22 protein-coding genes are annotated in these 22,740 nt (G+C 70.6%); 10 read left to right on the top strand and 12 right to left on the bottom strand.

What is annotated here, in order from left to right; all coding sequences use genetic code 11:
• Positions 1 to 282 precede the first annotated feature (282 nt).
• Entirely contained in the window at positions 283 to 2,259 is a 1,977-nt protein-coding gene (locus tag ACIHIX_RS30650; protein WP_399961767.1) for a glycosyltransferase family 2 protein, read from the top strand.
• A complete protein-coding gene (locus tag ACIHIX_RS30645) occupies positions 2,256 to 4,193 on the top strand; it encodes a galactose oxidase-like domain-containing protein (RefSeq protein ID WP_399961766.1) in 1,938 nt (645 codons plus the stop codon). Before ACIHIX_RS30650 ends, ACIHIX_RS30645 begins: the two co-directional genes overlap by 4 nt.
• 69 nt (positions 4,194 to 4,262) lie before the next feature.
• On the opposite strand, the gene ACIHIX_RS30640 is transcribed toward ACIHIX_RS30645, so the two are convergent.
• Positions 4,263 to 5,282, bottom strand: coding sequence for a glycoside hydrolase family 6 protein (locus tag ACIHIX_RS30640; RefSeq protein ID WP_399961764.1), 1,020 nt, complete (start codon positions 5,280 to 5,282; stop codon positions 4,263 to 4,265).
• A 163-nt stretch (positions 5,283 to 5,445) separates the two neighbouring features.
• On the opposite strand from ACIHIX_RS30640, the gene ACIHIX_RS30635 reads away from it, so the two are divergent.
• Positions 5,446 to 6,252, top strand: a complete 807-nt coding sequence (locus ACIHIX_RS30635; RefSeq protein WP_399961762.1) for a GAF and ANTAR domain-containing protein — start codon at positions 5,446 to 5,448, stop codon at positions 6,250 to 6,252.
• A gap of 259 nt (positions 6,253 to 6,511) precedes the next feature.
• Here the strand turns inward: ACIHIX_RS30635 and ACIHIX_RS30630 are convergent, their stop codons facing one another.
• The gene (locus ACIHIX_RS30630; RefSeq protein WP_399961760.1) at positions 6,512 to 7,192 is read right to left on the bottom strand and encodes a class F sortase; all 681 of its coding nucleotides are present in this window, start codon (positions 7,190 to 7,192) and stop codon (positions 6,512 to 6,514) included.
• A gap of 5 nt (positions 7,193 to 7,197) precedes the next feature.
• On the bottom strand, positions 7,198 to 7,746 hold the full coding sequence (locus ACIHIX_RS30625) for a hypothetical protein (RefSeq protein ID WP_399961758.1): 549 nt from the start codon (positions 7,744 to 7,746) through the stop codon (positions 7,198 to 7,200).
• A 164-nt stretch (positions 7,747 to 7,910) separates the two neighbouring features.
• Here ACIHIX_RS30625 and ACIHIX_RS30620 point away from each other — a divergent pair, with 164 nt between their 5' ends.
• On the top strand, positions 7,911 to 8,690 hold the full coding sequence (locus ACIHIX_RS30620) for an HAD-IIA family hydrolase (RefSeq protein ID WP_399961757.1): 780 nt from the start codon (positions 7,911 to 7,913) through the stop codon (positions 8,688 to 8,690).
• Between the two features lie 14 nt (positions 8,691 to 8,704).
• On the opposite strand, the gene ACIHIX_RS30615 is transcribed toward ACIHIX_RS30620, so the two are convergent.
• Together ACIHIX_RS30615 and ACIHIX_RS30610 are read right to left on the bottom strand one after the other, a co-directional pair.
• Positions 8,705 to 9,490: a hypothetical protein gene (locus ACIHIX_RS30615; protein WP_399961755.1), complete on the bottom strand. Its 786-nt coding sequence runs from the start codon at positions 9,488 to 9,490 to the stop codon at positions 8,705 to 8,707.
• A gap of 671 nt (positions 9,491 to 10,161) precedes the next feature.
• Complete coding sequence (locus ACIHIX_RS30610; protein WP_399961754.1) at positions 10,162 to 11,247, bottom strand: ROK family protein; 1,086 nt, start codon at positions 11,245 to 11,247, stop codon at positions 10,162 to 10,164.
• A gap of 48 nt (positions 11,248 to 11,295) precedes the next feature.
• On the opposite strand from ACIHIX_RS30610, the gene ACIHIX_RS30605 reads away from it, so the two are divergent.
• Positions 11,296 to 12,408, top strand: coding sequence for a Gfo/Idh/MocA family oxidoreductase (locus tag ACIHIX_RS30605; RefSeq protein ID WP_399961752.1), 1,113 nt, complete (start codon positions 11,296 to 11,298; stop codon positions 12,406 to 12,408).
• Positions 12,405 to 12,914 carry a heme-degrading domain-containing protein gene (locus ACIHIX_RS30600; RefSeq protein WP_399961751.1) on the top strand — a complete coding sequence of 170 codons (510 nt, stop codon included), beginning with the start codon at positions 12,405 to 12,407 and terminating at the stop codon, positions 12,912 to 12,914. The genes ACIHIX_RS30605 and ACIHIX_RS30600 overlap by 4 nt, the downstream gene beginning before the upstream one ends.
• Before the next feature lie 76 nt (positions 12,915 to 12,990).
• Here the strand turns inward: ACIHIX_RS30600 and ACIHIX_RS30595 are convergent, their stop codons facing one another.
• The 4 genes from ACIHIX_RS30595 to ACIHIX_RS30580 all read right to left on the bottom strand — a co-directional run bounded on the left by ACIHIX_RS30595 (position 12,991) and on the right by ACIHIX_RS30580 (position 15,670).
• Positions 12,991 to 13,848, bottom strand: a complete 858-nt coding sequence (locus ACIHIX_RS30595; protein WP_399961750.1) for a fumarylacetoacetate hydrolase family protein — start codon at positions 13,846 to 13,848, stop codon at positions 12,991 to 12,993.
• Positions 13,849 to 13,977: 129 nt separating this feature from the next.
• Complete coding sequence (locus ACIHIX_RS30590) at positions 13,978 to 14,676, bottom strand: YidC/Oxa1 family membrane protein insertase (RefSeq protein WP_399961749.1); 699 nt, start codon at positions 14,674 to 14,676, stop codon at positions 13,978 to 13,980.
• A gap of 102 nt (positions 14,677 to 14,778) precedes the next feature.
• Positions 14,779 to 15,087 (bottom strand): DUF6412 domain-containing protein, encoded by a 309-nt coding sequence (locus ACIHIX_RS30585; protein ID WP_399961747.1) that lies wholly within the window; start codon positions 15,085 to 15,087, stop codon positions 14,779 to 14,781.
• Between the two features lie 55 nt (positions 15,088 to 15,142).
• Positions 15,143 to 15,670 (bottom strand): winged helix-turn-helix transcriptional regulator, encoded by a 528-nt coding sequence (locus ACIHIX_RS30580; protein WP_399961745.1) that lies wholly within the window; start codon positions 15,668 to 15,670, stop codon positions 15,143 to 15,145.
• Between the two features lie 135 nt (positions 15,671 to 15,805).
• Between ACIHIX_RS30580 and ACIHIX_RS30575 the strand changes: the two genes are divergently transcribed.
• Positions 15,806 to 17,167, top strand: a complete 1,362-nt coding sequence (locus ACIHIX_RS30575) for an MFS transporter (RefSeq protein WP_399961743.1) — start codon at positions 15,806 to 15,808, stop codon at positions 17,165 to 17,167.
• A gap of 23 nt (positions 17,168 to 17,190) precedes the next feature.
• Here ACIHIX_RS30575 and ACIHIX_RS30570 read toward each other — a convergent pair whose 3' ends face one another.
• Positions 17,191 to 18,000, bottom strand: coding sequence for a class E sortase (locus tag ACIHIX_RS30570; RefSeq protein WP_399961741.1), 810 nt, complete (start codon positions 17,998 to 18,000; stop codon positions 17,191 to 17,193).
• Between the two features lie 97 nt (positions 18,001 to 18,097).
• On the opposite strand from ACIHIX_RS30570, the gene ACIHIX_RS30565 reads away from it, so the two are divergent.
• The 3 genes from ACIHIX_RS30565 to ACIHIX_RS30555 all read left to right on the top strand — a co-directional run bounded on the left by ACIHIX_RS30565 (position 18,098) and on the right by ACIHIX_RS30555 (position 21,429).
• Positions 18,098 to 18,532 (top strand): DUF3592 domain-containing protein, encoded by a 435-nt coding sequence (locus ACIHIX_RS30565; RefSeq protein ID WP_399961739.1) that lies wholly within the window; start codon positions 18,098 to 18,100, stop codon positions 18,530 to 18,532.
• Between the two features lie 294 nt (positions 18,533 to 18,826).
• Positions 18,827 to 20,299, top strand: a complete 1,473-nt coding sequence (locus tag ACIHIX_RS30560) for a beta-1,6-galactanase (protein ID WP_399961737.1) — start codon at positions 18,827 to 18,829, stop codon at positions 20,297 to 20,299.
• 92 nt (positions 20,300 to 20,391) lie between these two features.
• Positions 20,392 to 21,429 carry an SEC-C domain-containing protein gene (locus ACIHIX_RS30555; RefSeq protein WP_399961735.1) on the top strand — a complete coding sequence of 346 codons (1,038 nt, stop codon included), beginning with the start codon at positions 20,392 to 20,394 and terminating at the stop codon, positions 21,427 to 21,429.
• Positions 21,430 to 21,501: 72 nt separating this feature from the next.
• Here the strand turns inward: ACIHIX_RS30555 and ACIHIX_RS30550 are convergent, their stop codons facing one another.
• Together ACIHIX_RS30550 and ACIHIX_RS30545 are read right to left on the bottom strand one after the other, a co-directional pair.
• A complete protein-coding gene (locus tag ACIHIX_RS30550) occupies positions 21,502 to 22,122 on the bottom strand; it encodes a TOPRIM nucleotidyl transferase/hydrolase domain-containing protein (protein WP_399961733.1) in 621 nt (206 codons plus the stop codon).
• Between the two features lie 272 nt (positions 22,123 to 22,394).
• Positions 22,395 to 22,718, bottom strand: a complete 324-nt coding sequence (locus tag ACIHIX_RS30545; protein ID WP_399961732.1) for a hypothetical protein — start codon at positions 22,716 to 22,718, stop codon at positions 22,395 to 22,397.
• Positions 22,719 to 22,740: the final 22 nt, after the last annotated feature.

Genomic DNA, 22,740 nt, shown 5'->3' with positions numbered 1-22,740 from the left:
GCCTGGCACCGTAGAACCCTGGTTTTCAACATGCTGCGGATATGCGGCAGTTGGGGGGCACGGAGCCGGTTGCCGATACGGACGGGGTGAGGGGCCGCGTCCAGCACGAGATGCCGAGGGGGGCATCATGCAACCGGAAGGTCGCAGTTCCATGTCTATTGGTATGGAGAATGTGGTGACTGCGGCCCACCACTGATACGTCTGTGAAGGTCGAGGGGGACTCGAGCAGACGTAAGGAACCGACACAGCACGCGACGACACGCGCGTGTGGGGGGATGACTCATGACGTCGACGCCGACGGGCGCCCGGCAGAACTTCGACCCGTCTCAGACCACCCAGCTCAGGGTGGCCTCACAAACCCGGACCGGCACCTTCCGCCGGATCAAGAAGACGCTGCCGAAGTACGACTACGAGCACTACAGCCGGCTGGCCGGACCCCTCACCCAGCCGGACCCGACCAAGCCGTACAAGGTGCAGTACCGCTCGCTGATCTCGCAGGAGCCGCACCGCATACGGGTCGCCCTGATGCTGGCCGCCGCGCCGGTGCTCTCGCTGGTCCTGCTGTTCTGGCTGCTCCAGCCCGAGCACTGGACCGAACGCGACTACCCCGCCTTCGACTTCCTGCCGGCCCTCGACATCGTCATGCTCGTCTCGATCGGCCTGATCGAGTTCTTCCGCTGCATGAACGTGCTGTCCAACGCGCACGCCACCCTGGTCGCCCGCGATCCGATCCCGGTGGTGCCCGAGACCGGCACGAGAGTCGCCTTCCTGACCTCCTTCGTGCCCGGCAAGGAGCCGCTGGAGATGGTGACCAGGACCCTGGAGGCGGCCGTCAAGCTGCGCCACCGGGGTCTGATGCATGTCTGGCTGCTCGACGAGGGCGACGACCCCGAGGTCAAGGAGGTGTGCGCCCGGCTCGGCGTACGCCACTTCTCGCGCAAGGGCGTCGCGCAGTGGAACCAGGCCAAGGGCCCGCACCGCGCCAAGACCAAGCACGGCAATTACAACGCCTGGCTCGACGCACACGGCGACGACTACGACTACTTCGCCTCCGTCGACACCGACCACGTCCCGCTGCCCAACTATCTGGAGCGGATGCTCGGCTTCTTCCGTGACCCGGACGTCGGCTTCGTCATCGGCCCGCAGGTCTACGGCAACTACGACAACTTCGTCACCAAGGCCGCCGAGTCCCAGCAGTTCCTCTTCCACGCCCTCATCCAGCGAGCCGGAAACTACTACGGCGCCCCGATGTTCGTGGGTACGTCGAACGCCGTACGGATCAGGGCGCTCAAGCAGATCGGCGGCCTGTACGACTCGATCACCGAGGACATGGCCACCGGCTTCGAGATCCACCGGCACAAGAACCCGGCGACGGGCCGCAAGTGGCGCTCGGTCTACACGCCGGACGTGCTCGCGGTCGGCGAGGGTCCGAGCGCCTGGACGGACTTCTTCACCCAGCAGATGCGCTGGTCGCGAGGGACGTACGAGACGATCCTGAAGCAGTACTGGAAGGGCTGGTACTCACTGCCGCCCGGCAAGCTCTTCAACTACACGATGATGATCATCTTCTACCCGATGTCCGCCCTCAACTGGATCCTCGCGGCCGTCAGTTGCGCGCTCTTCCTGGGCCTCGGCGCCTCGGGTGTGAACATCGACCCGACCGTGTGGCTGATGCTCTACGGCAACGCCTCCGCGCTCCAGATCGGCCTGTACGTCTGGAACCGCCGCCACAACGTCTCGCCGCACGAGCCGGAGGGCTCCGGCGGTGTGGCCGGCATGGTGATGTCCGCGCTGTCCGCGCCGCTGTACGCCAAGGCCCTGATCGACTCCGCGCTGCGCAGGAAGAGCAAGTTCGTCGTCACCCCCAAGGGCGACTCGGCCAGCCCGGACCGCTGGTTCGCGACCTTCCGCTACCACTGGTACTTCATCGCCATCTTCGGCGGCTCGATCGCGGCCGGCTTCGTCTACGGCCACTCGCACCCCGCGATGATCACCTGGGCCATCTTCGCCATGCTGATCACCGCGACCCCGATCTTCGTCTGGCGGCACATGCTGCGCCAGGAGAGGAAGCGGCCCGCGACGCCGCCGCAGGACCCGGCGGTCCCGTCGGCCCAGCAGCAGTACCAGCCGCAGCCGCTGCCGACCACTCCGCACGCCCCGGCACAGAAGCCGACCTGGGCCGCCTCCGGGCCGGACGGCGGAGGCAACGACCAGACCATGCAAATTGCCCTGGGTGGACTTGGGGGACGTAAGGAATGAACGACCAGGCCGGACGCCGCCGTGCCCGTCGCCTCGCGATCGGCACGGTGGTGGTACTCGCACTGGCCGGGATGAACGGGCCGTGGCTCTATCGCTTCGGCACCGAGAAATACCACCAGTACCAGATCAACAAGCCGGAGTACAAAGCCGAGAACGGCAAGTGGGAAGTCGTCGAGTTCCCCGAGGAGTACCGGCAGAACACCATCCACGCGGCGCTGCTGCGCACCGGCAAGGTGCTGCTCGTCGCGGGCTCCGGCAACAACCAGGACAACTTCGACGCCAAGAAGTTCGACACCCGGATCTGGGACCCGGTCAAGGGCACCATCAAGAAGGTGCCCACCCCCAGCGACCTGTTCTGCACCGGCCACACCCAGCTGGCCAACGGAAATCTGCTGATCGCGGGCGGTACCAAGCGGTACGAGAAGCTGAAGGGTGACGTCACCAAGGCCGGCGGCCTGATGATCGTCCACAACGAGAACCCGGACAAGCCGATCACCCTGCCCGCCGGCACGAAGTTCACCGGCAAGGAGAACGGCAGGACGTTCGTCTCCAAGGACTCGGTCATCGTGCCGCGCGCGAAGAAGAACTTCGACAAGACGACCGGCGAGTTCCTCGGCAACACCCCCGGTATCTACCGGGTGTACGTGGAGGCGCAGAAGTCCGGCGAGAAGTACGCGACCGGCACGCAGGACAACTACCGCATCCAGGGGCTGTCCGGCACCGACGCGCGCAACACCTACGGCATAGCCCAGAAGCTCGCCCTGGACAAGAAGGACTTCCAGGGCATCCGGGACGCCTATGAGTTCGACCCGGTCGCCGAGCAGTACATCAAGGTCGACCCGATGAACGAGGCCCGCTGGTACCCGACGCTCACCACCCTGAGCGACGGCAAGATCCTCAGCGTCTCCGGTCTCGACGACATCGGCCAGCTGGTGCCGGGCAAGAACGAGGTCTTCGACCCGAAGACCAGGAAGTGGACCTACCTCGACAAGACCCGGCAGTTCCCGACCTACCCCGCGCTGTTCCTCATGCAGAACGGCAAGGTCTTCTACTCGGGGTCGAACGCGGGCTACGGACCGGACAACGTCGGCCGTGACCCGGGCATCTGGGACGTCGACACCAACAAGTTCACCAAGCTGACCGGGCTCAGCGACGCCAAGCTGATGGAGACCTCCGGCACGGTGCTGCTGCCGCCCGCGCAGGACGAGAAGTTCATGGTGGTCGGCGGTGGCGGGGTCGGCGAGTCCGACCAGTCCAGCAACAAGACCCGGATCATCGACCTGAAGGACGACAACCCGAAGTTCGTGGACGGTCCGACACTGGAGAAGGGCACCCGCTACCCGAGCTCCTCGATCCTGCCCGACGACACCGTGCTGGTGTCGGGCGGCTCCGAGGACTACCGCGGGCGCGGCGACTCCAACATCCTCCAGGCCCGGCTCTACCACCCGGACACCAACACCTTCGAGCAGGTGGCGGACCCGCTGGTGGGCCGGAACTACCACTCCGGCTCGCTGCTGCTGCCCGACGGCCGGGTGATGTTCTTCGGCTCGGACTCGCTCTACAGCGACAAGGCCAACACCAAGCCGGGCAAGTTCGAGCAGCGCATCGAGATCTACACGCCGCCGTACCTGTACCGGGACTCGCGGCCCTCCCTCTCGGGCGGTCCGCAGACCATCGAGCGCGGCGGGGAGGGGACGTTCACCTCCCAGCACGCCTCGACGATCAAGAAGGTGCGGCTGATCCGGCCGAGCGCCTCCACCCATGTCACCGACGTCGACCAGCGCTCCATCGCGCTGGACTACAAGGTGTCCGGGGACAAGATCACGGTGACGGTGCCGAAGAACAAGAACCTGGTGCAGTCGGGGTGGTACATGCTGTTCGTCGATGACGATCAGGGAACGCCCAGCAAGGCGCAGTGGGTCAAGGTTCCCTAGTTCGTAAGTGGTTGAGGGCGCCCGCCGGTGATCCGGTGGGCGCCCTCGTCGTCGTAGCGACCAGTAGGGCTACTTGCTCGCCTTGGCCAGACCCAGCGCGTACTCCGCCCACCACTCGCCCGCCTTCGGGCCGCCCTTGCACTCGCCGTCCGACTCGCCCGGCCGCTTGACCCAGACGTAGGCGTCCACCAGTCCGTCCGCCGTCTTGGTGGTCGGGGTCTCGCCGAGGGCGCGGCCGGGTGGGTTGCACCAGCGTTCGTCGGCCTTGCCCTCGGTGTAGGGGCCGTTGCCGTTGCGGCTGGTGTCGATGACGAAGTGCTTGCCGCCGACCTTCTCGGAGAGCTGTTTGCCGTAGGCGATGGAGTCGGCGGTCGAGTAGAAGTTGGAGACGTTGACCGAGAAGCCGTCGGCGCGCTCCACGCCCGCCCACTTCAGCGGCTCGAAGATCTGGTCCGGGTGGCCCCAGCCCGCGTTGCCGGCGTCGAGGTAGACCTTGGTGTTCTTCAGGGCCTTGAGCTTGTCGACGGCGCCGCCGAGCAGGTCGTAGCGCTCCTCGTGGAACTCGTCCTGGGTGCAGCCGTCGACGAGGTGCAGGACCGCGTCCGGCTCCAGGATCACCGTCGCCGGGCGGTCGCCGATGCCGGCCGCCACGCCGTCGATCCAGCTCCGGTAGGCGTTGCCGTCGGCGGCGCCGCCCTGGGAGTACTGGCCGCAGTCGCGGTGCGGGATGTTGTAGAGGACCAGCAGGGCCGTGCGGTCCGCCTTCGCGGCGGCCTCGGTGAAGCCGCGGGCCTCCTGCTCGGGGTTCTCCGGTCCGATCCACTCGCCGGTCGGCTGCTCGGCGATCTTGCGGATCTGTTCGGCGTCGGTCTTCTTGCCCGCCTTCTCGTACTCGGCGACCTGCTGGGCCGCGTTGCCGGCCGGGTTGACCCAGAACGGGTCGGTGCCCTTGGGCTGTTGAGTGATCCGGGCGCCGGAGCTGTCCTCCGGATCGTCCTTGTCCCCGGACGAGGAGCATCCCGCGATCAGCAGCGCCGCCCCCAGCACCATCGCGGACGTCCTCGCTCCGGCCCCCCTCATGCCGTACATGCAGCTCCCCCTCGGGTGCACTGGTCCAAGTCTCAATCCTGACATAGGTGTCGTGGGGCACACGAGATCGCCCGAGCCTTGTCGGGGAGCTGTTACAGCGCCCATGGTCGAGGTAGGCGCGCGCTCACGGGGGCGGGCCGGGAGGGGAAGGGAGTGCGCGCACATGCACCACACCACCCGGGAACTCCGGCTGGCGGCGGCGCTGGTGGAGGCGGCCGACACCCTCGCCGACGGCTTCGACGCCGGGAACCATCTGCAGCGTGTGTCCGACCACTGCGTGGAGCTGCTGGCCGCGCGGACGGCGGGGGTCATGCTGGTCGACGCCGGGCGAGCGGTGTCCTTCGCCGCGAGCAGCCGACGGCGGGAGGTGGCGCTGGAACTGCTCCGGTCGCAGCACACCGGCGGGCCCTGCCTGGACAGCTACGAGTCCGGCGAGCCGGTGGAGCCCGTCTCCATCCGGGTGGCCCACGCGGCCGCCCGCTGGCCCGAGTTCACCGAGCGGGCGCTGCGCCACGACATCGTCGCGACCTTCGCGGTCCCCTTACGCCGCCACGAGACGCTGTTCGGTGTGCTCAACGTGTTCGTGCCGACGCTGCCGGACCGGCCGCCCCCGCCTGCCCCGCCGGCCGCCGGCAGGGCACCCGCCTTCGGGTCGGAGGTGCTGGTGGCCCAGGCGCTCGCCGACGCCGCCGCCGTCGGGCTCCAGCACCATCGCGCGTACACGCGGTACCGCACCCTGTCCGCGCAGTTGCAGGAGGCGCTCTCCAGCCGGGTGCGGATCGAGCAGGCCAAGGGCATGCTCGCCGAGCGCTGGGGTGTGCGGGCCGACGACGCGTTCGTGGCCCTGCGCCGGTTCGCGCGCCGGCACCGCCTTCCCCTCGACCAGGTGGCAAGCGCTGTCATCGACCGGGCCGTGGACGACGCCGCGTTGCGTGCGGCGGACGGCGGATCCCCCGGCGGAAGGGCCTAGCACCCCGTACGACCTGGCCGGATGACAGAGCGCCGTCAGCCTCTGACTTGGCGTCAATCTCCCTCTAGGCCGGGGCGCTCATACGTTCTAGAGTTTTCCCCAGAAGGCCCCAGCCCCCGGCCTGTGGTCCACCCACCCATGGCTGATGCAGCCTCCCGCGTCGGACGCCGGGTTACTCCCGCAGCCCGTGCGCGCGCGGTTGAGGACCAGCCCGGTCGGCGGCTTCGGGGGGAGCGGGCCGTCGACCGGGCCAGGTGCCCTACAGACCGGTGCCCGTGAGGTAGGCCGAGACGATCACGTTCGCCGTGTAGCTGCGGCTGGCCCGGTCGAAGGTGCCGCCGCAGGTGATCAGCCGGAGTTCGGCGCGCCCCGTCTGCCGTGACCCGTAGGCCTGCTGTGCGTCGAAGTGGTCGCGGGCGACGACCTGGACGTCGTCGACGGTGAACTCGGCGACCCGGCCGTCGTCCCGGATCACCCTGACCGTCTGGCCCGGCTTCATCGTGCTGATCTTGTAGAAGACGGCGGGCCGGGTCTCGGTGTCCACGTGTCCCACCAGCAGCGCGGTCCCGGCCGCCCCGGGCCGTGTCCCGCCCTCGTACCAGCCGACGACACCCGCCTGGTCGTACGGCGGTGGATCGATCGCCCCAGCCGTATCGAGCCCGCGGGCGACCACGGGCGCCTGCACCCCGAGCCCCGGGATGTCGACGCGCTGCGGCCGGGCGGCGGCGAGCGGATGCGCGGCGGGCGGCAGCTCCACGTCGGGCGGCCGGCCGACCGCGGCCACGTCGCCGGTGGTCGGCGCGGATATCCCGTGCCGTACGTCGGTGACCTCGCGCCCCCACAGCCACAGCCCGAGGAGCAGCAGCACCCAGGCCACGCCGGTCAGCAGCCGGCCGGAGGTACGGGTGCCGCGGTCGGCGGAGTCGGTCTGCTCGGACATGACGGTCAGTCGCTTCCGCGGCCCCGCCGGGACCTGCGCAGCGCCACCGCCGTCGCCGCGACCCCGGCCAGCACCAGGCCGGTGACGGCGTGCGCGGTGCCGGGTCCGGTGGCGGAGGCGAGATGCTGAGCGGTACCGCCGCCGCCCGCGTGGACGGGGGCGACCGGAGACGCGTACGGCGAGGGCCGCGTGCCGTCCTCCATGGGAGAGGGCGGGGCGCCCTCCTCCACGACGGTCAGCGCGCCCTTACGGGACACGTCCCCGCAGCTGATCCTGACGTCGTAGCTGCCGGCCTTGAGCTCGGTACGGACCCGGGTCTCGCCGACGAGGGTGCCGTCGGCGCCCGCCAGGCGCACCTCGGCGACGAACGCCGCGGAGACCGCCGTACCGGTTCTGCTGCTCGCGCAGCCGCTCACCCGCAGGGCCACGTCGGTACCGGGGGCGGGGGACGAGGGGGTGACCGCCACGTCACCCCCGTCCGCCGCGTAGGCCGCCGGGGTGAGGAAGGCGACGCCGAGGAGTCCGGCACAGAGAGTGAGACGTAGTGAGCCCATCGTGAACCTCCAGATATCTGGAGACTCCCCCCGTCACGGCGGTCCCGCATCCTCAGGGGGGCCGTCGCTGCTCCGAATGGGGTGGATTCGGTCGGGGAGGGGTTTCGCGGGGCCGTTGCTTACCATGGCCGTCCAGTAGATCGAGAGCGTAGGAGTCCGCGCCCATGACAGAGCTCAAGCCCATCGAGTCGTGGCTGACCGACATGGACGGCGTCCTGATGCACGAGGGTGTGCCGATCCCGGGCGCAGACGCCTTCATCAAGAAGCTGCGCGACTCCGGCAAGCCGTTCCTCGTCCTGACGAACAACTCCATCTACACGGCCCGCGATCTGCACGCCCGCCTCAACCGCATAGGCCTTGAGGTGCCGATCGAGAACATCTGGACCTCGGCGCTGGCCACCGCGAGGTTCGTCGACAGCCAGCGCCCCAACGGCACGGCCTATGTGATCGGCGAGGCCGGTCTCACCACGGCCCTGCACGAGGCGGGCTACATCCTCACCGACTCCGACCCCGACTTCGTGATCCTGGGCGAGACGCGCACGTATTCCTTCGAGGCCCTCACCAAGGCGATCCGGCTCATCAACGCCGGTGCGCGCTTCATCGCCACCAACCCGGACAACACCGGCCCCTCGCACGAGGGCGTGCTGCCCGCCACGGGCTCGGTGGCGGCGCTGATCACCAAGGCGACGGGCAAGGAGCCGTACTTCGTCGGCAAGCCGAACCCCCTGATGATGCGCACGGGGCTGAACGCCATCGGTGCGCACTCCGAGTCCAGCGCCATGATCGGCGACCGGATGGACACCGATGTGCTGGCCGGCCTGGAGGCCGGGATGACGACGTTCCTCGTGCTGACGGGCCTGACGACCGAGGCGGACATGGACCGGTTCCCGTTCCGGCCGACGAAGGTGGTCGACTCGATCGCGGACCTCGTCGACCTCGTCTGACCCACCCCGTCCCGTCAGCGGCGCCTGCGGGCCACCAGCAGGGCTGCGCCGCTGATCAGGAGCGCGACGGCAGCGGCGACGGCGGGGCCGGCCGGGCCGAGCCCGGTGCGGGCGAGTTCCTCGACGTACGGAAGACGGTCGCCTCCCGTCGCGGGCCGGCCCTCCGGGTCGGTACCGGTGCCGGCCTCGGCGTCGGTGCCGATGTCGACGCCGGTGTCGGTGTCGGTATCGCTGCCAGTGTCGGTGTCGTCGGCGACGGCGAACCGGTAGTCGTTGGACTGCCCGACCCAGTCGCCGTCGTCGTTGTGGCGTTGTACGACGGCCGCGTTGACGGTCACCTGGTTCGGCACGGCGTCCGAGGTCAGGGCGAGGCGCACCTTGACGGTGACGGTCCTGCCGGGGCCGACGGTGAGGCCGGCGCCGCCGAACGCGCCGACGAGTTCGTCCTCGTCGGTGCTCTCAAGACGGACGGGCCGCGGGCGACCCCTGTCATAGAACTCCAGCCGGGGCTGAGCGGCCTTGAGGGCGTGTTCCTTGTCCACGAGGACGACGACCGGGTGGATGTCCGTGCAGGTGCGGGTGGTGGTGTTGGTGAGGTCCAGATACCAGGTGCCGTATCCACCGCCGGGCGCGTAGGCGGCGGGGCCGCCGTGGATACGGGTGGCGAGGGGGAAGGCCCCGGGGTCGGGGGCGTCGCAGGCGGGGGCGGCCTGAGTGGGGGCGGCGTGAGCTGGGGTGAAAGGTGCGAGAAGGGCGGCTGTCGCGGCGAGCGGGAGGACGAGGGACGAGAACAGTCGCATAAACACATGACCATGACGGGTGGGTGCGGCTTACGGGGGGTGCCGCTCCGAGCGGGGGCGGAATCCCGCCCGATCGGCGGGCGTGGGGGTGGGGGTTGGGGTCGGGGGGTTGGGGTCGGGGGGTTGGGGTCGGGGGGTTGGGGTCGGGGGGTTGGGGTCGGGGGGTTGGGGTCGGGGGTCGAGAGCCGGGACCGGGGGCCGGGGCTGGCGCCGAAAGCCGGGGGCCTGGATCGGGACCGGGGCCTTGGACCGGGGACCGGGGCCTGGACAGGGACCGGGGCCTTGGACCGGGGGCCTGGACCGGGGGCCGGGGCCTGGACCGGGGGCCGGAAGCCGAAAGCCGGGGCCAGAAGCCGGGAGCCGGGGACCGGGGACAGGGCCGGGAGCCGAAGGCCTGGACCGGGGCCTGGACCGGGGGCCGGAAGCCGAAAGCCGGGGCCAGAAGCCGGGAGCCGGGGACCGGGGACAGGGCCGGGGGTCGAGGACCGGGCCCAGGTCGGGGACCGGAGACCGGGTCGGAGGTCGGGGTCACGGGTTGGGACCCGACCGGTGGAGTCACCCATCCACCCGGTCGACGAGCGAAATGAGCCCCGCCAGCCGATCCGCTCCACCGCCAAACGAAACCAGCCCCGCCAACCGATCCGCTCCACCGGCGACCGAAACCAGCCCGGTCAGCCCTCCGCCCGGCCGAACAGCGGGGCCAGCAGCAGCTGGGCCGCGCCCTCCGCGACTCCCCGCACCCCGCCGGGAGCGACCCGCACCGGTACCGCCTCCGCACCCCGGGCCCGCTCCTCCAGCACCGCGCGTACCCCGCCCACGAACGCCTCCGGCGCCGAGGTGACCGTACGGCCGCCCAGCAGCACCAGGTCGATGTCCAGGAGACCGCCCAGGTTCGCGGCGCCGACACCGAGCACCCGTGCCGCCCCGGCCAGGTCCCCGCGCCCCACCGCGCCCAGACACAGCGCCTCGATACAGCCCCGGTCACCGCACCCGCACACCGGCCCGTCCAGCTGGACCACCTGATGACCGAACTCGCCCGCACCGGTGCGGGCCCCCCGGTGCACCACCCCGCCGATGACCAGCCCGGCGCCGAGGCCGGTCCCGAGGTGCAGGTAGGCGAAGGAGGCACCCGCGTCCGCGACCGCCAGCCCCAGCGCGGCGGCGTTGGTGTCCTTGTCCACGACGACCGGCAAGCCGAGCCGCTCCGCGAGCGCGTCCCGCAGCGGAAACCCGTCCCACTCCGGAAACCCCGTGACCCGGTGCAACACACCCCGCACATGATCGAGCGGCCCGGGCAGCGCCACGCCCACCCCGAGCACGGACGCCACAGCCCCGGCCAGCCCCTCCACCACCCGGGCCACCCCCTCCACGACCGCCCGCGCACCCGCCCCCAGGTCCATCGGCACGCACCGCTCCCCCACCACGGCCCCGTCCAGATCGACCAGCACCGCCCGCAGCTCGTCCCGGTCCAGATGGACGCCGATCGCATGCCCGGCCCCGGGCACCAGCCGCAGCACCGTGCGCGGCTTGCCCCCGGTCGACGCCCGGCGCCCCGCCTCCGCCGCGAGGCCCTCCTCCCGCAACCGTCCGGTGATCTTGCTGACGGCCTGCGGGGTGAGCCCGGTGCGCTCGGCGAGTTCGAGCCGGCTGATGCCGTCGCCACCGGCGGTGCGCAGCAGGTCCAGCACCAGTGCGGTGTTGTGGCTGCGCAGAGCCGGAAGGTTGGCGCCGACGTTCGTCCTGTTCACGCCCCCCATTTTCCCCTGTGCTTGCACTTTGGCAACAGCGTTGCGAAAGTGGGAGGCATGACACGTACGACTCCTGGCACCCCCGGTACTCCTGGCAGCCCCGGCGCCCCCCTCCGCGTGGGCCTCATCGGATACGGCCTGGCAGGCTCCGTCTTCCACGCCCCGCTGATCGCGGCCACCGAGGGCCTCGCCCTCGACACGGTCGTCACCTCGAACCCCGAGCGCCAGCAGCAGGCCCGCGCCGAGTTCCCGGACGTACGCGTCGCCGCGACCCCCGACGAGCTGTTCGACCGCGCCGGCGACCTCGACCTGATCGTCATCGCCTCGCCCAACAAGACGCACGTGGCGCTCGCCACGACCGCCCTCAAGGCCGGCCTCCCGGTCGTCGTCGACAAGCCCGTCGCCGGCACGGCGGCCGAGGCGCGCGAGCTGGCGGCCCTCGCCGAGGAGCGCGGCCTGCTGCTCTCCGTCTTCCAGAACCGCCGTTGGGACAACGACTTCCTGACGCTCCGCAAGCTCCTCGACGAGGGCGCCCTGGGCGACGTATGGCGGTTCGAGTCCCGCTTCGAGCGGTGGCGGCCACAGCCGAAGGGCGGCTGGCGGGAGTCCGGCGACCCGGCAGAGATCGGAGGTCTGCTGTACGACCTCGGCAGCCATGTCGTCGACCAGGCACTCGTCCTCTTCGGCCCCGTGACCTCCGTGTACGCCGAGTCGGTCATCCGGCGGGCCGGCGCCTCGGTCGACGACGACACGTTCATCGCCCTCACCCACGCGAACGGCGTCCGCTCCCACCTCCACGTCTCCTCGACCACCGCCCAACTCGGCCCGCGCTTCCGGGTGCTGGGCTCCGAGGCGGGGTACGTGAAGTACGGCCTCGACCCCCAGGAGGCGGCCCTGCGGGACGGCAGGCGGCCGGGGACGGAGCAGGACTGGGGCCTTGAGCCCGAGTCGCTGTGGGGTCGCGTCGGCTCCGGGGAATCCCCGCTGACCGGCGGTGGACGCGCCGAACCGACCCTCCCCGGGGACTACCCCGCTTACTATGCCGCCGTGGCGAAAGCCCTGCTCGACGGCGGTCCCCAGCCGGTGACCGCGCATGAGGCGGCCGCCGCCCTCGACGTACTGGAGGCGGCCCGCCGTTCGGCCCACGACGGAGTGGTGGTGAAGCTGTGACGCACAACACCGAGCTGACCCCGAAGTTCCATCCGGAACTGACCCCGCCGATCGAGGAGTTGGAGGCCCAGGAACGCCGTCTGGTCTTCCGCCGGTTCACCCACGACGACGCCTGGGCGCTGGGCTCCCTGCTGGTCGACCTGGCCCGTGAGCGCCAGGCGCCGGTCGCGATCGACATCCACCGCGCCGGCCAGCAGCTCTTCCATGCCGCGCTGCCGGGTTCCACCCCGGACAACGACGCCTGGATCGCCCGCAAGCGGCGGGTGGTCGAGCGCTACAACTCCGCGTCCTACCTGGTGGGTGCCCGCTTCCGCGCCAAGGGCACGACGTTCGAGGACAGCTCCCGCCTGGACCCGGACGCGTACGCGGCCCACGGGGGTTCGTTCCCGATCACGGTGGAGGGCGTAGGGGTCGTGGGCGCGGTGACGGTGAGCGGCCTGCCGCAGCTCCAGGACCACAAGTTCGTGGTGGAGGCGCTGGAGGAGTTCCTGAGCAAGGATCAGTAGATGCCCAGGGGCGCGGGGAACTGCGCGGCCGGCCACGAACCACCCGCAGCCGCCACCCAACCCGCGCCCCACCCCCTTAGGCGTCCTTGAACTCCTGCCGCTGCCGACCGAGCCCCTCGATCTCCAGCTCCACCACGTCCCCCGCCCGCAGGAACGGCTTGGGATCCGGCGCCCCCAACGCAACCCCCGCGGGCGTCCCCGTGTTGATGACATCCCCGGGGTACAAGGTCATGAACTGGCTGACGTACCGCACCACTTCCGCCACCGGGAAGATCTGCTCGGCGGTCGTGCCGTCCTGCTTCAGCTCCCCGTTGACCCACAGCTTGAGCGACAGGTTCTGCGGGTCGGGAACTTCATCGGCCGTCACCAGCCACGGCCCCAGCGGATTGAACGTCTCGCAGTTCTTCCCCTTGTCCCACGTCCCGCCCCGCTCCAGCTGGAACTCCCGCTCGGACACGTCGTGCGCGACCGCGTACCCGGCGACATGCCCGAGCGCGGCCTCCGCCGACTCGACATAGCGGGCCGTACGCCCGATGACGACGGCCAGCTCGACCTCCCAGTCGGTCTGCACCGACCCGCGAGGGACCAGCACCGTGTCGTTCGGGCCCACGACGGTGTCGGCCGCCTTGAAGAAGATCACGGGCTCGCCGGGCGGCTGGGCCCCGGTCTCGCGGGCGTGGTCGTGGTAGTTCAGGCCGATGCAGACGATCTTGCCGATCCGGGCGAGCGGCGGTCCGATCCGCAGCCCGGTCGGGTCCAGCGCGGGCAGCGTGCCCGCCTCGGCCGCGGCCCGGATCCGGCCCAGCGCGTCGGCGTCGGCGAGCAGCGCTCCGTCGAGGTCGGGGACGACTCCGGAGAGGTCCCGCAGGACACCCTCACCGTCGAGCAGCGCGGGCGTCTCCGCTCCCGCCGTACCGACTCGCAGCAGCTTCATGATCACAATCTCCCTCGATCGCGGGGCGCCCTCCGAAGGGTGCAGCCATCGGATGACTGGTCGATCCTCCAAGGTCGACGTCCCGTCCGCAATACCCGGTTCACGGACTGGACCCCGAGCTCCACCGGGTCAGCGGTAGAGCACCGCCCGCTCCACCGCGCTCCAAGTCGTACTGGTCACGACGTACAGCGCCGCCGCCAGCGGCACCACCGCCACGGTGAACAGCGTGAAGAAGGACATGAACGGCATGACCTTGGTCATCGCCCCCATGCCGGGCACGGCCTCCCCGTCGGCGACCGGCGTCACCGGACTCGCGGCCATCGTGCGCCTGGTGCGCCGGTAGTTGAACGCGGCGACGACCGCGACGAGCGCGAACAGCCCGGCGTACACCAGCCCCGCGCCGCCGAGCATCCCGCCGTCACCGAGCGCGTCGGACCAGCGGCCACCGAGGGGCGCGGCGAACAGTTCATGGGTCAGCAGCGGGTTCGTGGTGTTGGAGAAGAGGTGGTAGAGGAGGAAGAAGGCGGGCATCTGGAGCAGGCTCGGCAGACAGCCGGAGAGGGGTGACACCTTTTCCTCGGCGTGCAGTTCCAGCACCGCCTTCTGCAGCTTCTCGGGGTTCTTCGCATGCTGCTTCCGCAGCTCGGCGATCTTCGGCTGGAGTGCGGTACGGGCCTTCTGGCCGCGGGCCGCCGCCCGGGACAGGGGGTGGACGAGGAGTCGCACGCAGGCGGTGAACAGGACGATCGCGCCGGCCGCGGCGGATGCGCCGAGCAGCGGGTGGAGCAGGTCGGCGAGGTGTTCGACCAGATTGGCGAAGACGGACATGGGTGAGCCCTCCGGGGGTCTCGTCGGTGCCGGAACGTTCCGGGAGTGTGCGGAAACGGCATGACGACCCGCGCGAGGGCAGGCGGAACGGGGTGCGGGGCCCTACGCGGTGGTCGCCGGGAGGGCGTGTCCGGGGGCTCGGGGCCTGGTGCGGCCCCGGGCGTCGGGGTCGCGTTGCGCCAGGAAGGCCGTACGACGGGCGCGGTCCCTGATGGCCGTACGCACCCGGGTGGGTGGCACGGCGGGCGCGCAGCGGGCGGCGGCGAGCGAACAGAGCGCGAAGGCGGAGCCGGCCGCGGCGGTCGCGGCGAGCGCGACGGTGGCGGAGAGGCTGCCCGCGTCGAGGACGGCGAGCTGGAGGAAGAGGAGGAGAAGGGCGACGGCGGGTGCGGGCCGCGGAGTGCGGTTCACCGGTATCCCCCTCTGTCTCGCTGTCCGTGTGTGCTGCCTGTGTGCGCTGTCTCGGTTATACCTGACCGGTCTCCAGCGGTTGCAGGAGCCTCTTCGGCTTCAGCAGCGCGCGGCTGACCGGATCTGCCGGGTCCGGGTCGAGTCCGGGTCCCGGTTCCATCAGAACGTCCGCGACCGGTACGACGGTTCCGCACGCGGCGCATTCGCCGTACGGCCCCAGTTCGGTGCCGCAGTCCACGTGCCGGAACCAGCGCAACTGGACGTCGCCGTGGTGCTCGCGGCCCCAGCGGCCCAGTGAGCGGAGGGTGGGCCACAGTCCGATGCCGTCGTCGGTGATGACGTACTCGTCCCGCGGCGGCGACTCCTGGTAGCGACGCCTCTCCAGGATCCCCTCCTCGGTGAGGGTCTGGAGGCGGGCGGCCAGGACGGCGCGTGGGATGCCGAGGTGGACCAGGAAGTCGTTGTAGCGCCGTACGCCGTAGAGCGCGTCGCGGACGATCAGCAGGGTCCAGCGCTCGCCGACGATCTCCAGCGCGCGGGCCATCGAGCATTCCTGCGTCGCGTAGTCCTTACCCAGTGCCATGCCGTCCACCTTAGCCACTTTGCGAGCGGTTGGTTCAGTGACCGAACCGACCCTGTTAGAGTACGGGACATGGCTAGGTTCAATGAACGAACCGTAACCGGTTCCCCATCGACGTCCCCCGCGACATCCCCCGTGATGACCACTTCCGCAGCCCCGGTGACAGTCCCCCACCCCGGCCGCACCCTCGCCCTGACCAGCGCCGCCACCGCCGTGGCGCTGATGACGTACACCGCGCCGATGGTCACGCTCCCCGAGACCGCCGCCGCGCTGCACACCCCGCTCTCCGCGCAGGCCTGGCTCATCAACGGCACCCCGCTCGGTCTCGCCGCCCTCCTCCTGGTGGCCGGCAGCCTCGCCGACGACCACGGCCGCCGCCGGATCTTCACGGCCGGCACCCTCGCCCTGGGCCTCACCACGATCCTCGGCGCGTTCGCGTCCACGACCTGGCAGTTCACGCTGGCCCGGATCGCCCAGGGCGCGGCCAGTGCGGGTCTGCTCGCCAGCAGCCTGGGCCTGCTCGTGCACGCCTTCCCCACCCCGCACGGCCGGCTGCGCGCGACCGGCGTCTGGGGCGCCTTCGTCAGCGGCGGCATAGCCCTCGGCCCGCTGGTCGCGGGCGCGCTGCCCGACTGGCGGGTGGCGTACGGGGTGTTGGGCGCCGCGGCCGTACTCCTGGCGGCCCTGGGCAGCCGTACGCTCACCGAGTCGCGGGCCCCGCGCCCCGGCCGCCCGGACGTGCTCGGCGCCCTGGCCTTCGGGCTGGCCCTGATCGCCCTGATCGCCGCCCTGACCCTGGGCCGGGACGGCTGGCTACGGCCCCCGGTGGCCCTGTTGCTGCTCGCGGCGGTCGTACTGGTGGCCGTCTTCACCCTGGTGGAACGCCGTACGGCGACCCCGATGATCGACCTCGGCCTGCTGCGCCGCCCCGACTTCCTCGCCTCCTCCACGGCAGGCCTGTTCACCGGCCTGGCCGTGATCGGCCTCTTCAGCTTCCTGCCGGCGCTGCTCCAGCAGACCCTCGGCCTGTCCGCGATGGACACGGCCTGGCTGTTCCTGCTCTGGTCCGGCCTCTCCTTCGCGGTGGCCCTCCAGGCCCGCCGCCTCGCCGGCCGCGTCCCGCCCCGCCTCCAACTCGCCCTCGGCTTCGCCCTGCACGCGGCCGGCGCGCTGACCATGCTCGGCGCTCTCTCCGCGCACTCCTGGACCCGCCTCCTGCCCGGCCTGCTCCTCGGCGGCGTCGGCAGCGGCCTGCTGAACGCGGCGCTTCCGCTGGTGGCGGTCGAATCGGTACCGGCGGCGCGGGCCGCGATGGGATCGGGCGCCCAGCAGACGTTCCGGTACGTCGGGTCGTGTGCCGGGGTGGCACTGACGATCGCGGTGTCCACGTCGACGGGCGGCGGCCTGGCGCACGGCGCGGACATCGCGATGGCGGTGTCGGCGGGGCTGGCGGTGGTGGCGGCGGTGCTGCTGGGGGTGCTCCGGGAGCGGCGGGCGTAGGCGCAGGGCCTGGCAGGGCCTGGTCAGCGGGGGTGCGTCGAGGTCAGCTCGGCCCACACCACCAGGCGGTACCGGGACGTGTACTCCGGGGTGCAGGTGGTGATGGTGAGGTAGTAGCCGGGGGTGGAATAGCCGTAGGCGGGACGGACGGTGGAGCGCGGGACACGGTTCAGCACGCCCGAGTCGCGGGCGGAGGTCTGGGCGAGGGTCTTGTCGACGGTGTACGTGTAGACGACGGACCTGGTCTCCACCTGGACGGTGTCCCCCTCGGCCAGCCGGTTGACGTACCGGAACGGCTCCCCGTGCGTGTTCCGATGCCCCGCGAGCGCGAAGTTCCCGGCCTGGCCCGGCTGTTGGGTGTCGGGATAGTGGCCGACGTACCCCTTGTTGAGCACCTCCTGCTTGCCGACACCCTCGGCGACGGGGACACGGAGGTGGAGACGGGGGATGGTGAGGATGGCGTAGGCCTGGGACCAACTGGGTTGGGTGGAGCGGGTGGTGGACTGCCGACGGGTGGTTCGGGCCTTCGGCTCGTCCGAGGCGTCGGGCTCCGGCGCAGTACTGGGAAGGTCGGTTGACGGCTCGGCCGCCCACTCCCGCTCCAGCGCCTCCACCTTCCGCTCGGCGCCGCGCCGGGCCTCCCGGTTGGTCCACCACAGCTGATGGACGACGAGGAGCAGCAGCACGACCCCTACGGTGACGAGGAGTTCACCGGTCGCCCACACCACACGCCGCCGCCGCGCCCGCCGACGCCGGGTGTCGTGCCGTACGACGGGCGTGCGTGATGGCCGTACGACGGAAGTGCGTGATGGCCGTACGACGGGAATGCGCATGCGCCCACCTGCCCACCCGGCTGTCCACCTGACCTGCACCGGGCCCGCACGATAAGCCCTGCTTGCACAAGTCACCAGCCCCATAAGCTGCTTGGCCATGAGCAAACTCTGGTTCCTGGCCGCGATCCCGTTCCTCGGCGGGCTCGCTCTGATGGTGTACCAGGCCGAAATCGCGATCACCGAGATCGTGCTGCGCCGCATGGGTCGCCGCGCCGAGGCCGTGGTGAAGGGTCACTTGACCACCCGGTCGGGGACGGACCCGTACCGGCACCCGATCGTCCGCTGGACCGACGAGACGGGCATGGAGCGCGAACACGCCGTGTCGGCCGGCTCCCGTCGCTTCGCCGAGGGCAACGTCGTCGGCGTCATCCACAACCCCGGCGCCCCCGACACCGTGGCCCTGGACACGCCGGAGCGCTACAAGACGGCGATGTTCGGACTGTGGCTGGGCGTGCTGCTGTGGGCGGGCGCGCTGACGGCGGTGCTGATACGGATCGCGACGCTGCTGCCGGAGTACCGGTACGGGTACTGAGGCCGGGGTCGGGGCCGGGTCGGGGCCGGGTCGGGGCCGGGGTCGGGGCCGGGTCGGGGCCGGGGTCGGGGCCGGGTCGGGGCCGGGTACCTCTACCCCTTCTCATAACCGTTGGAAAAATAGAAAGCCCGATAGAAAGAAAGCGCTGTCCCACCTCTCGACAACCCCACGCGTCACCCCTGATGCTTCGTGATGGCGCGCGGGGGGGGCGAGACGAGCGAGCCACTACGTCTTCAGGCCGACCCCTGCTCAGGGGCGGGAGCCGGCCCCACGGAGAGGCGGAGACAGACAGCCATGATCCGACGCAGAACGCTGCTGACAGCCGCAGGAGGGACCCTCCTCGGCAGCGCGCTGGCGACCGGCACCGCACGGGCGGACGCCACGATCGCCGTCAACCCCGGCACCTCCTACGGCACTTGGGAGGGCTGGGGCACCTCACTGGCCTGGTGGGCGAACGTGTTCGGCGCGAGGGACGACTTCGCCGACCTGTTCTTCACCACCAAGTCCACGACCTACAACGGCACATCACTCCCCGGCCTCGGCCTGAACATCGCCCGCTACAACCTGGGCGCGTGCAGCTGGAACACGGTGAGCGGATCGTCGATGACGGCGTCCGCCAACATCCCCGCGTACAAGCAGATCGAGGGCTACTGGCAGGACTGGAACAACGAGGACCCCACGTCCTCCGCCTGGGACTGGACCGCGGACGCCACCCAGCGCGCGATGCTGACGAAGGCGGTGGCCCGGGGCGCGACCACCGAGCTCTTCGCCAACTCCCCGATGTGGTGGATGTGTCTGAACCACAACCCCTCGGGTGCCTCGGACGGCGGCAACAACCTCCAGTCCTGGAACTACCGCCAGCACGCCTCCCACCTGGCCGCCGTCGCCCTGTACGCCAAGAACAACTGGGGCGTGAACTTCGCGACCGTGGATCCCTTCAACGAGCCCTCGTCGTCCTGGTGGACGGCGACCGGCACGCAGGAGGGATGCCACATGGACGCGACGGTCCAGTCGGCCGTACTGCCGTACATGCGCAGCGAGTTGAACAGCCGCGGGCTGACCGGCGTGAAGATCTCGTCCTCGGACGAGACGAGCTACGACCTGGCCCGCACCACCTGGAACTCCTTCAGCTCGACGACCAAGGGGTACGTCGACCGGGTCAACGTCCACGGCTACCAGGGCTCGGGCGGCCGCCGAGACCTGCTCTACACGGACGTCGTCACGACGGCCGGCAAGAAGCTGTGGAACTCGGAGACCGGCGACAGCGACGGCACCGGCTACACCATGGCCTTCAACCTCCTCTACGACTTCCGCTGGCTGCACCCGACGGCGTGGGTCTACTGGCAGGTCATGGACCCGACGGCGGGCTGGGGTGTGATCAAGTACGACGCGAGCACCCTGACGGCCGGCGCGATCGAGACGAAGTACTACGTCCTCGCCCACTTCAGCCGCCACATCCGCCCCGGGATGAAGATCCTCGACACGGGATCGAGCTACGCGACGGCGGCGTACGACGCGGCGGCGAAGCGCCTGGTGATCGTCGCCCTGAACACCTCGACCTCCGCCCAGACCCTGACCTTCAACCTCTCCAACTTCACCACGGTGACGGGCGGCACCAACGGCCTCGTCCCCCGCTGGAACACGGTGACGACGGGCGGCGACAAGTACGCGTCGTACTCCAACACGTACCTGAGCGGAAAGACCGTGGCCGTCCCCTTCGCCGCGAAGGCGGTGCAGACGATCCAGATCGACGGCGTGACGATCTGACCGCCGCGGATGGGTGCGGGCCGGGGTTGTTGGACGGGCCCTGGCCTGCACGTATCTCTTCATAGTCACCGCTCGGCAGTACGGTGTCCCTCATGCGCCCCGACACGCCTGCCGAGAACGTCGACCACACCGCCGAAGCGGCACGCCTGGAGCGAACCGCCGGCCTGTATCCCGAGGACGCCGAGGCCCTGCTCCTACAGGCCGCCGCCCACCTGGAACTGGCCGGCGACCGCCCCGCGGCAACCACGCTCTACGACCGCCTGCTGTCCCCCTCCGACGGCTCCGAAGGCCCCGAGCGACTGGACAACCCCCACCTGGTACGTGCCCTCAAGGCCTCGAACCTGTGGGAGTACGGCCATGAGGCGGAGGCCAGGGCCATCATCGAGGGCGTCCGCACGGCGTCCCCGCGCGACCCGGCCCCCTGGGTGATCGTCGCGGAGGCCCTGGAGGCCCACGACGAACTGGAGCAGGCCCACGAGACGTTCACGGAGGGAGCCCTCGCCCTCCTGACGGACGTGTCGGAGCCCCCGTACGCCACCCACCCCCTGCTCTTCGGCCGCCACCGGGTCCGCAGGATGCTGGGCGTGGGCCACGACGACTGGGACGTCCTGGCGGACACCCTCCACACGTCCCCCGTCCCCCTGGACGAACTCCACGACCCGAAACGCGTCTGGTCCCTCGGCTCCGACAACCCGGCGGAACTGAAGGCGGAGATCTCCCGCCTGCGAGCAGAACTAGGCACCTACCGCGAGGCCCTGTCCCGCCCCTTCCCGGTGGCGGTCCTGCACTGGCCGACCGGGGAACTCACCGAACTCCTGACCGCGTACCCGCCCCTGTCGGAGGAGTACCCCTCCCACGCCGAGCACCTCGCGACGATAGAGGCCTCGCTGCGCGAACTGGCCGCCTCCGGCACCCCGAACCTCGGCATCGTGACGGGCACGGTCCCGTCGTACGAGGCGTTCGCGGCATCGGAGGGCGCGTCACCGGCGGAGGGCTCCCTGCTCCCCCAGTACGCGACGACGCTCGCGGCGCGGGGGCGGGCGGTGGCCTGGCCGCCGCAGCGGGGGACGGAGTGCTGGTGCGGGTCGGGGCGGGTCTACGGGGACTGCCATGGGGCGGGGGCGGCGTAGCGGCGCCTGACCCGGATACCGCCGAGGGTGACGGCCTTTGATCGTGTGATCGTGGCAGGCCGTCACCCTCGCTCAAAGACTGGCGAGCAGCGCATCAAGCGGACCCGGAACCCGATCATCGTCGAGCGCCTCGACGAGCACCCGCCCGTACCGGATCTTGCGCCCTTTCTTCGTCCCGAGAAACCGCCGGAACTGCTGCTCCGGAGCCCGCCCCTGCTGCGCCGGCTGCTGCAGAAAGATCTCCAGCGCCCGCAGCTCCCCCTCACCTCGCACAAGCTCCCCGACCCGAGCCACGCCCAGCGCCCGAATCAGCTCATCCTCAAGATCCGCGGCACACACAAAGATGCCCCGCTCGGCCGCACCGGCGCGCTCGAATCCACGGACGTAATAGGGCAGCTCCCGCTCATCACACAGCCCCACAAGCCGAACCCCCAGCCCGTCCACCCCGAGCAGCCGAGCGAACCGCCCCACATTCATGGCCCCGCCCATGGACAGCACACAAACCCCGTCGGCCTCCAGATCCCGCCCGCGCCGCTCCGCCAACGCATTGACGGCCGCGACATCACTGAGCCCCTCAAGCAGCACGACCGTTCGGACAGGCAACAACGCAGCAAGCTCAGCCACAGGCCCACCATCGCCGCCACCCTCCACCCACGCAGCGACGGCCTCCCGAAACGCCCCCATGTCAGTCATGGAACGAGTCTCAGCCCCCGCCACCCCCAGAGCGAACCATTTCCACGACCCTCAGCCGCTGAACCTGACCCGACGCGCCTCCTGCCGCCAACGCGCCCACCCGCTCCCCACAAGCCGCCAAACCACCCGGCGTCCAAGGGTGGCCCGGAGGGCCATCGGCGCAGCCGACGCGAAGCGCCCTTGAGGCGGGCCGTGGAAGCACGACACTGACCAGGAAGCGGGCGGCCCCAACGGCAACTACTCAGCAGCCGAAGCCACCAACACCCGTCTCGTCACAGCTCAACACGGTCGGCACCCACACCACCGGCGCCACCCTCCCCGTAGAACCGCCCCCGATCACACAGCACATCGATCTCCGCGTTGTCCTCCTCACTCAGCTGCTCGTCCAGCGCAACGCTGATCACCCGCCGCGCACGAGCCAGCCTCCGAGCAACATCCCAGTCGGCGACGAACTCCCCGACGGTGCGCTCGTCGGCCGCCCCAGAAGCCTGACGAGAACCGATTCGATCCAGCGAAACCACGAACTCGTTCAGGTCCTGGAGGACTGCGACGACTTCGTCGAGGGGCAGGTGGATCTCACGGGAGGACATGTCCATGGGCCGATGGAACTGCACCCAT

It is taken from the genome of Streptomyces sp. NPDC051913 (assembly GCF_044593635.1).
Taxonomy (GTDB): Bacteria; Actinomycetota; Actinomycetes; order Streptomycetales; family Streptomycetaceae; genus Streptomyces.
Note: the sequence above shows the minus strand (reverse complement) of the source record. Positions and strands in the feature narration are given on the sequence as shown.

What these genes read in the sequence shown, in the direction of transcription:
- ACIHIX_RS30650 (WP_399961767.1), top strand. Translation starts at nt 283, where the DNA reads ATGACGTCGACGCCGACGGGCGCCCGGCAGAACTTCGACCCGTCTCAG.
- ACIHIX_RS30645 (WP_399961766.1), top strand. Translation starts at nt 2,256, where the DNA reads ATGAACGACCAGGCCGGACGCCGCCGTGCCCGTCGCCTCGCGATCGGC.
- ACIHIX_RS30640 (WP_399961764.1), bottom strand. Translation starts at nt 5,282, where the DNA reads ATGTACGGCATGAGGGGGGCCGGAGCGAGGACGTCCGCGATGGTGCTG.
- ACIHIX_RS30635 (WP_399961762.1), top strand. Translation starts at nt 5,446, where the DNA reads ATGCACCACACCACCCGGGAACTCCGGCTGGCGGCGGCGCTGGTGGAG.
- ACIHIX_RS30630 (WP_399961760.1), bottom strand. Translation starts at nt 7,192, where the DNA reads ATGTCCGAGCAGACCGACTCCGCCGACCGCGGCACCCGTACCTCCGGC.
- ACIHIX_RS30625 (WP_399961758.1), bottom strand. Translation starts at nt 7,746, where the DNA reads ATGGGCTCACTACGTCTCACTCTCTGTGCCGGACTCCTCGGCGTCGCC.
- ACIHIX_RS30620 (WP_399961757.1), top strand. Translation starts at nt 7,911, where the DNA reads ATGACAGAGCTCAAGCCCATCGAGTCGTGGCTGACCGACATGGACGGC.
- ACIHIX_RS30615 (WP_399961755.1), bottom strand. Translation starts at nt 9,490, where the DNA reads ATGCGACTGTTCTCGTCCCTCGTCCTCCCGCTCGCCGCGACAGCCGCC.
- ACIHIX_RS30610 (WP_399961754.1), bottom strand. Translation starts at nt 11,247, where the DNA reads ATGGGGGGCGTGAACAGGACGAACGTCGGCGCCAACCTTCCGGCTCTG.
- ACIHIX_RS30605 (WP_399961752.1), top strand. Translation starts at nt 11,296, where the DNA reads ATGACACGTACGACTCCTGGCACCCCCGGTACTCCTGGCAGCCCCGGC.
- ACIHIX_RS30595 (WP_399961750.1), bottom strand. Translation starts at nt 13,848, where the DNA reads ATGAAGCTGCTGCGAGTCGGTACGGCGGGAGCGGAGACGCCCGCGCTG.
- ACIHIX_RS30590 (WP_399961749.1), bottom strand. Translation starts at nt 14,676, where the DNA reads ATGTCCGTCTTCGCCAATCTGGTCGAACACCTCGCCGACCTGCTCCAC.
- ACIHIX_RS30580 (WP_399961745.1), bottom strand. Translation starts at nt 15,670, where the DNA reads ATGGCACTGGGTAAGGACTACGCGACGCAGGAATGCTCGATGGCCCGC.
- ACIHIX_RS30575 (WP_399961743.1), top strand. Translation starts at nt 15,806, where the DNA reads ATGACCACTTCCGCAGCCCCGGTGACAGTCCCCCACCCCGGCCGCACC.
- ACIHIX_RS30570 (WP_399961741.1), bottom strand. Translation starts at nt 18,000, where the DNA reads ATGCGCATTCCCGTCGTACGGCCATCACGCACTTCCGTCGTACGGCCA.
- ACIHIX_RS30565 (WP_399961739.1), top strand. Translation starts at nt 18,098, where the DNA reads ATGAGCAAACTCTGGTTCCTGGCCGCGATCCCGTTCCTCGGCGGGCTC.
- ACIHIX_RS30560 (WP_399961737.1), top strand. Translation starts at nt 18,827, where the DNA reads ATGATCCGACGCAGAACGCTGCTGACAGCCGCAGGAGGGACCCTCCTC.
- ACIHIX_RS30555 (WP_399961735.1), top strand. Translation starts at nt 20,392, where the DNA reads ATGCGCCCCGACACGCCTGCCGAGAACGTCGACCACACCGCCGAAGCG.
- ACIHIX_RS30550 (WP_399961733.1), bottom strand. Translation starts at nt 22,122, where the DNA reads ATGACTGACATGGGGGCGTTTCGGGAGGCCGTCGCTGCGTGGGTGGAG.
- ACIHIX_RS30545 (WP_399961732.1), bottom strand. Translation starts at nt 22,718, where the DNA reads ATGGACATGTCCTCCCGTGAGATCCACCTGCCCCTCGACGAAGTCGTC.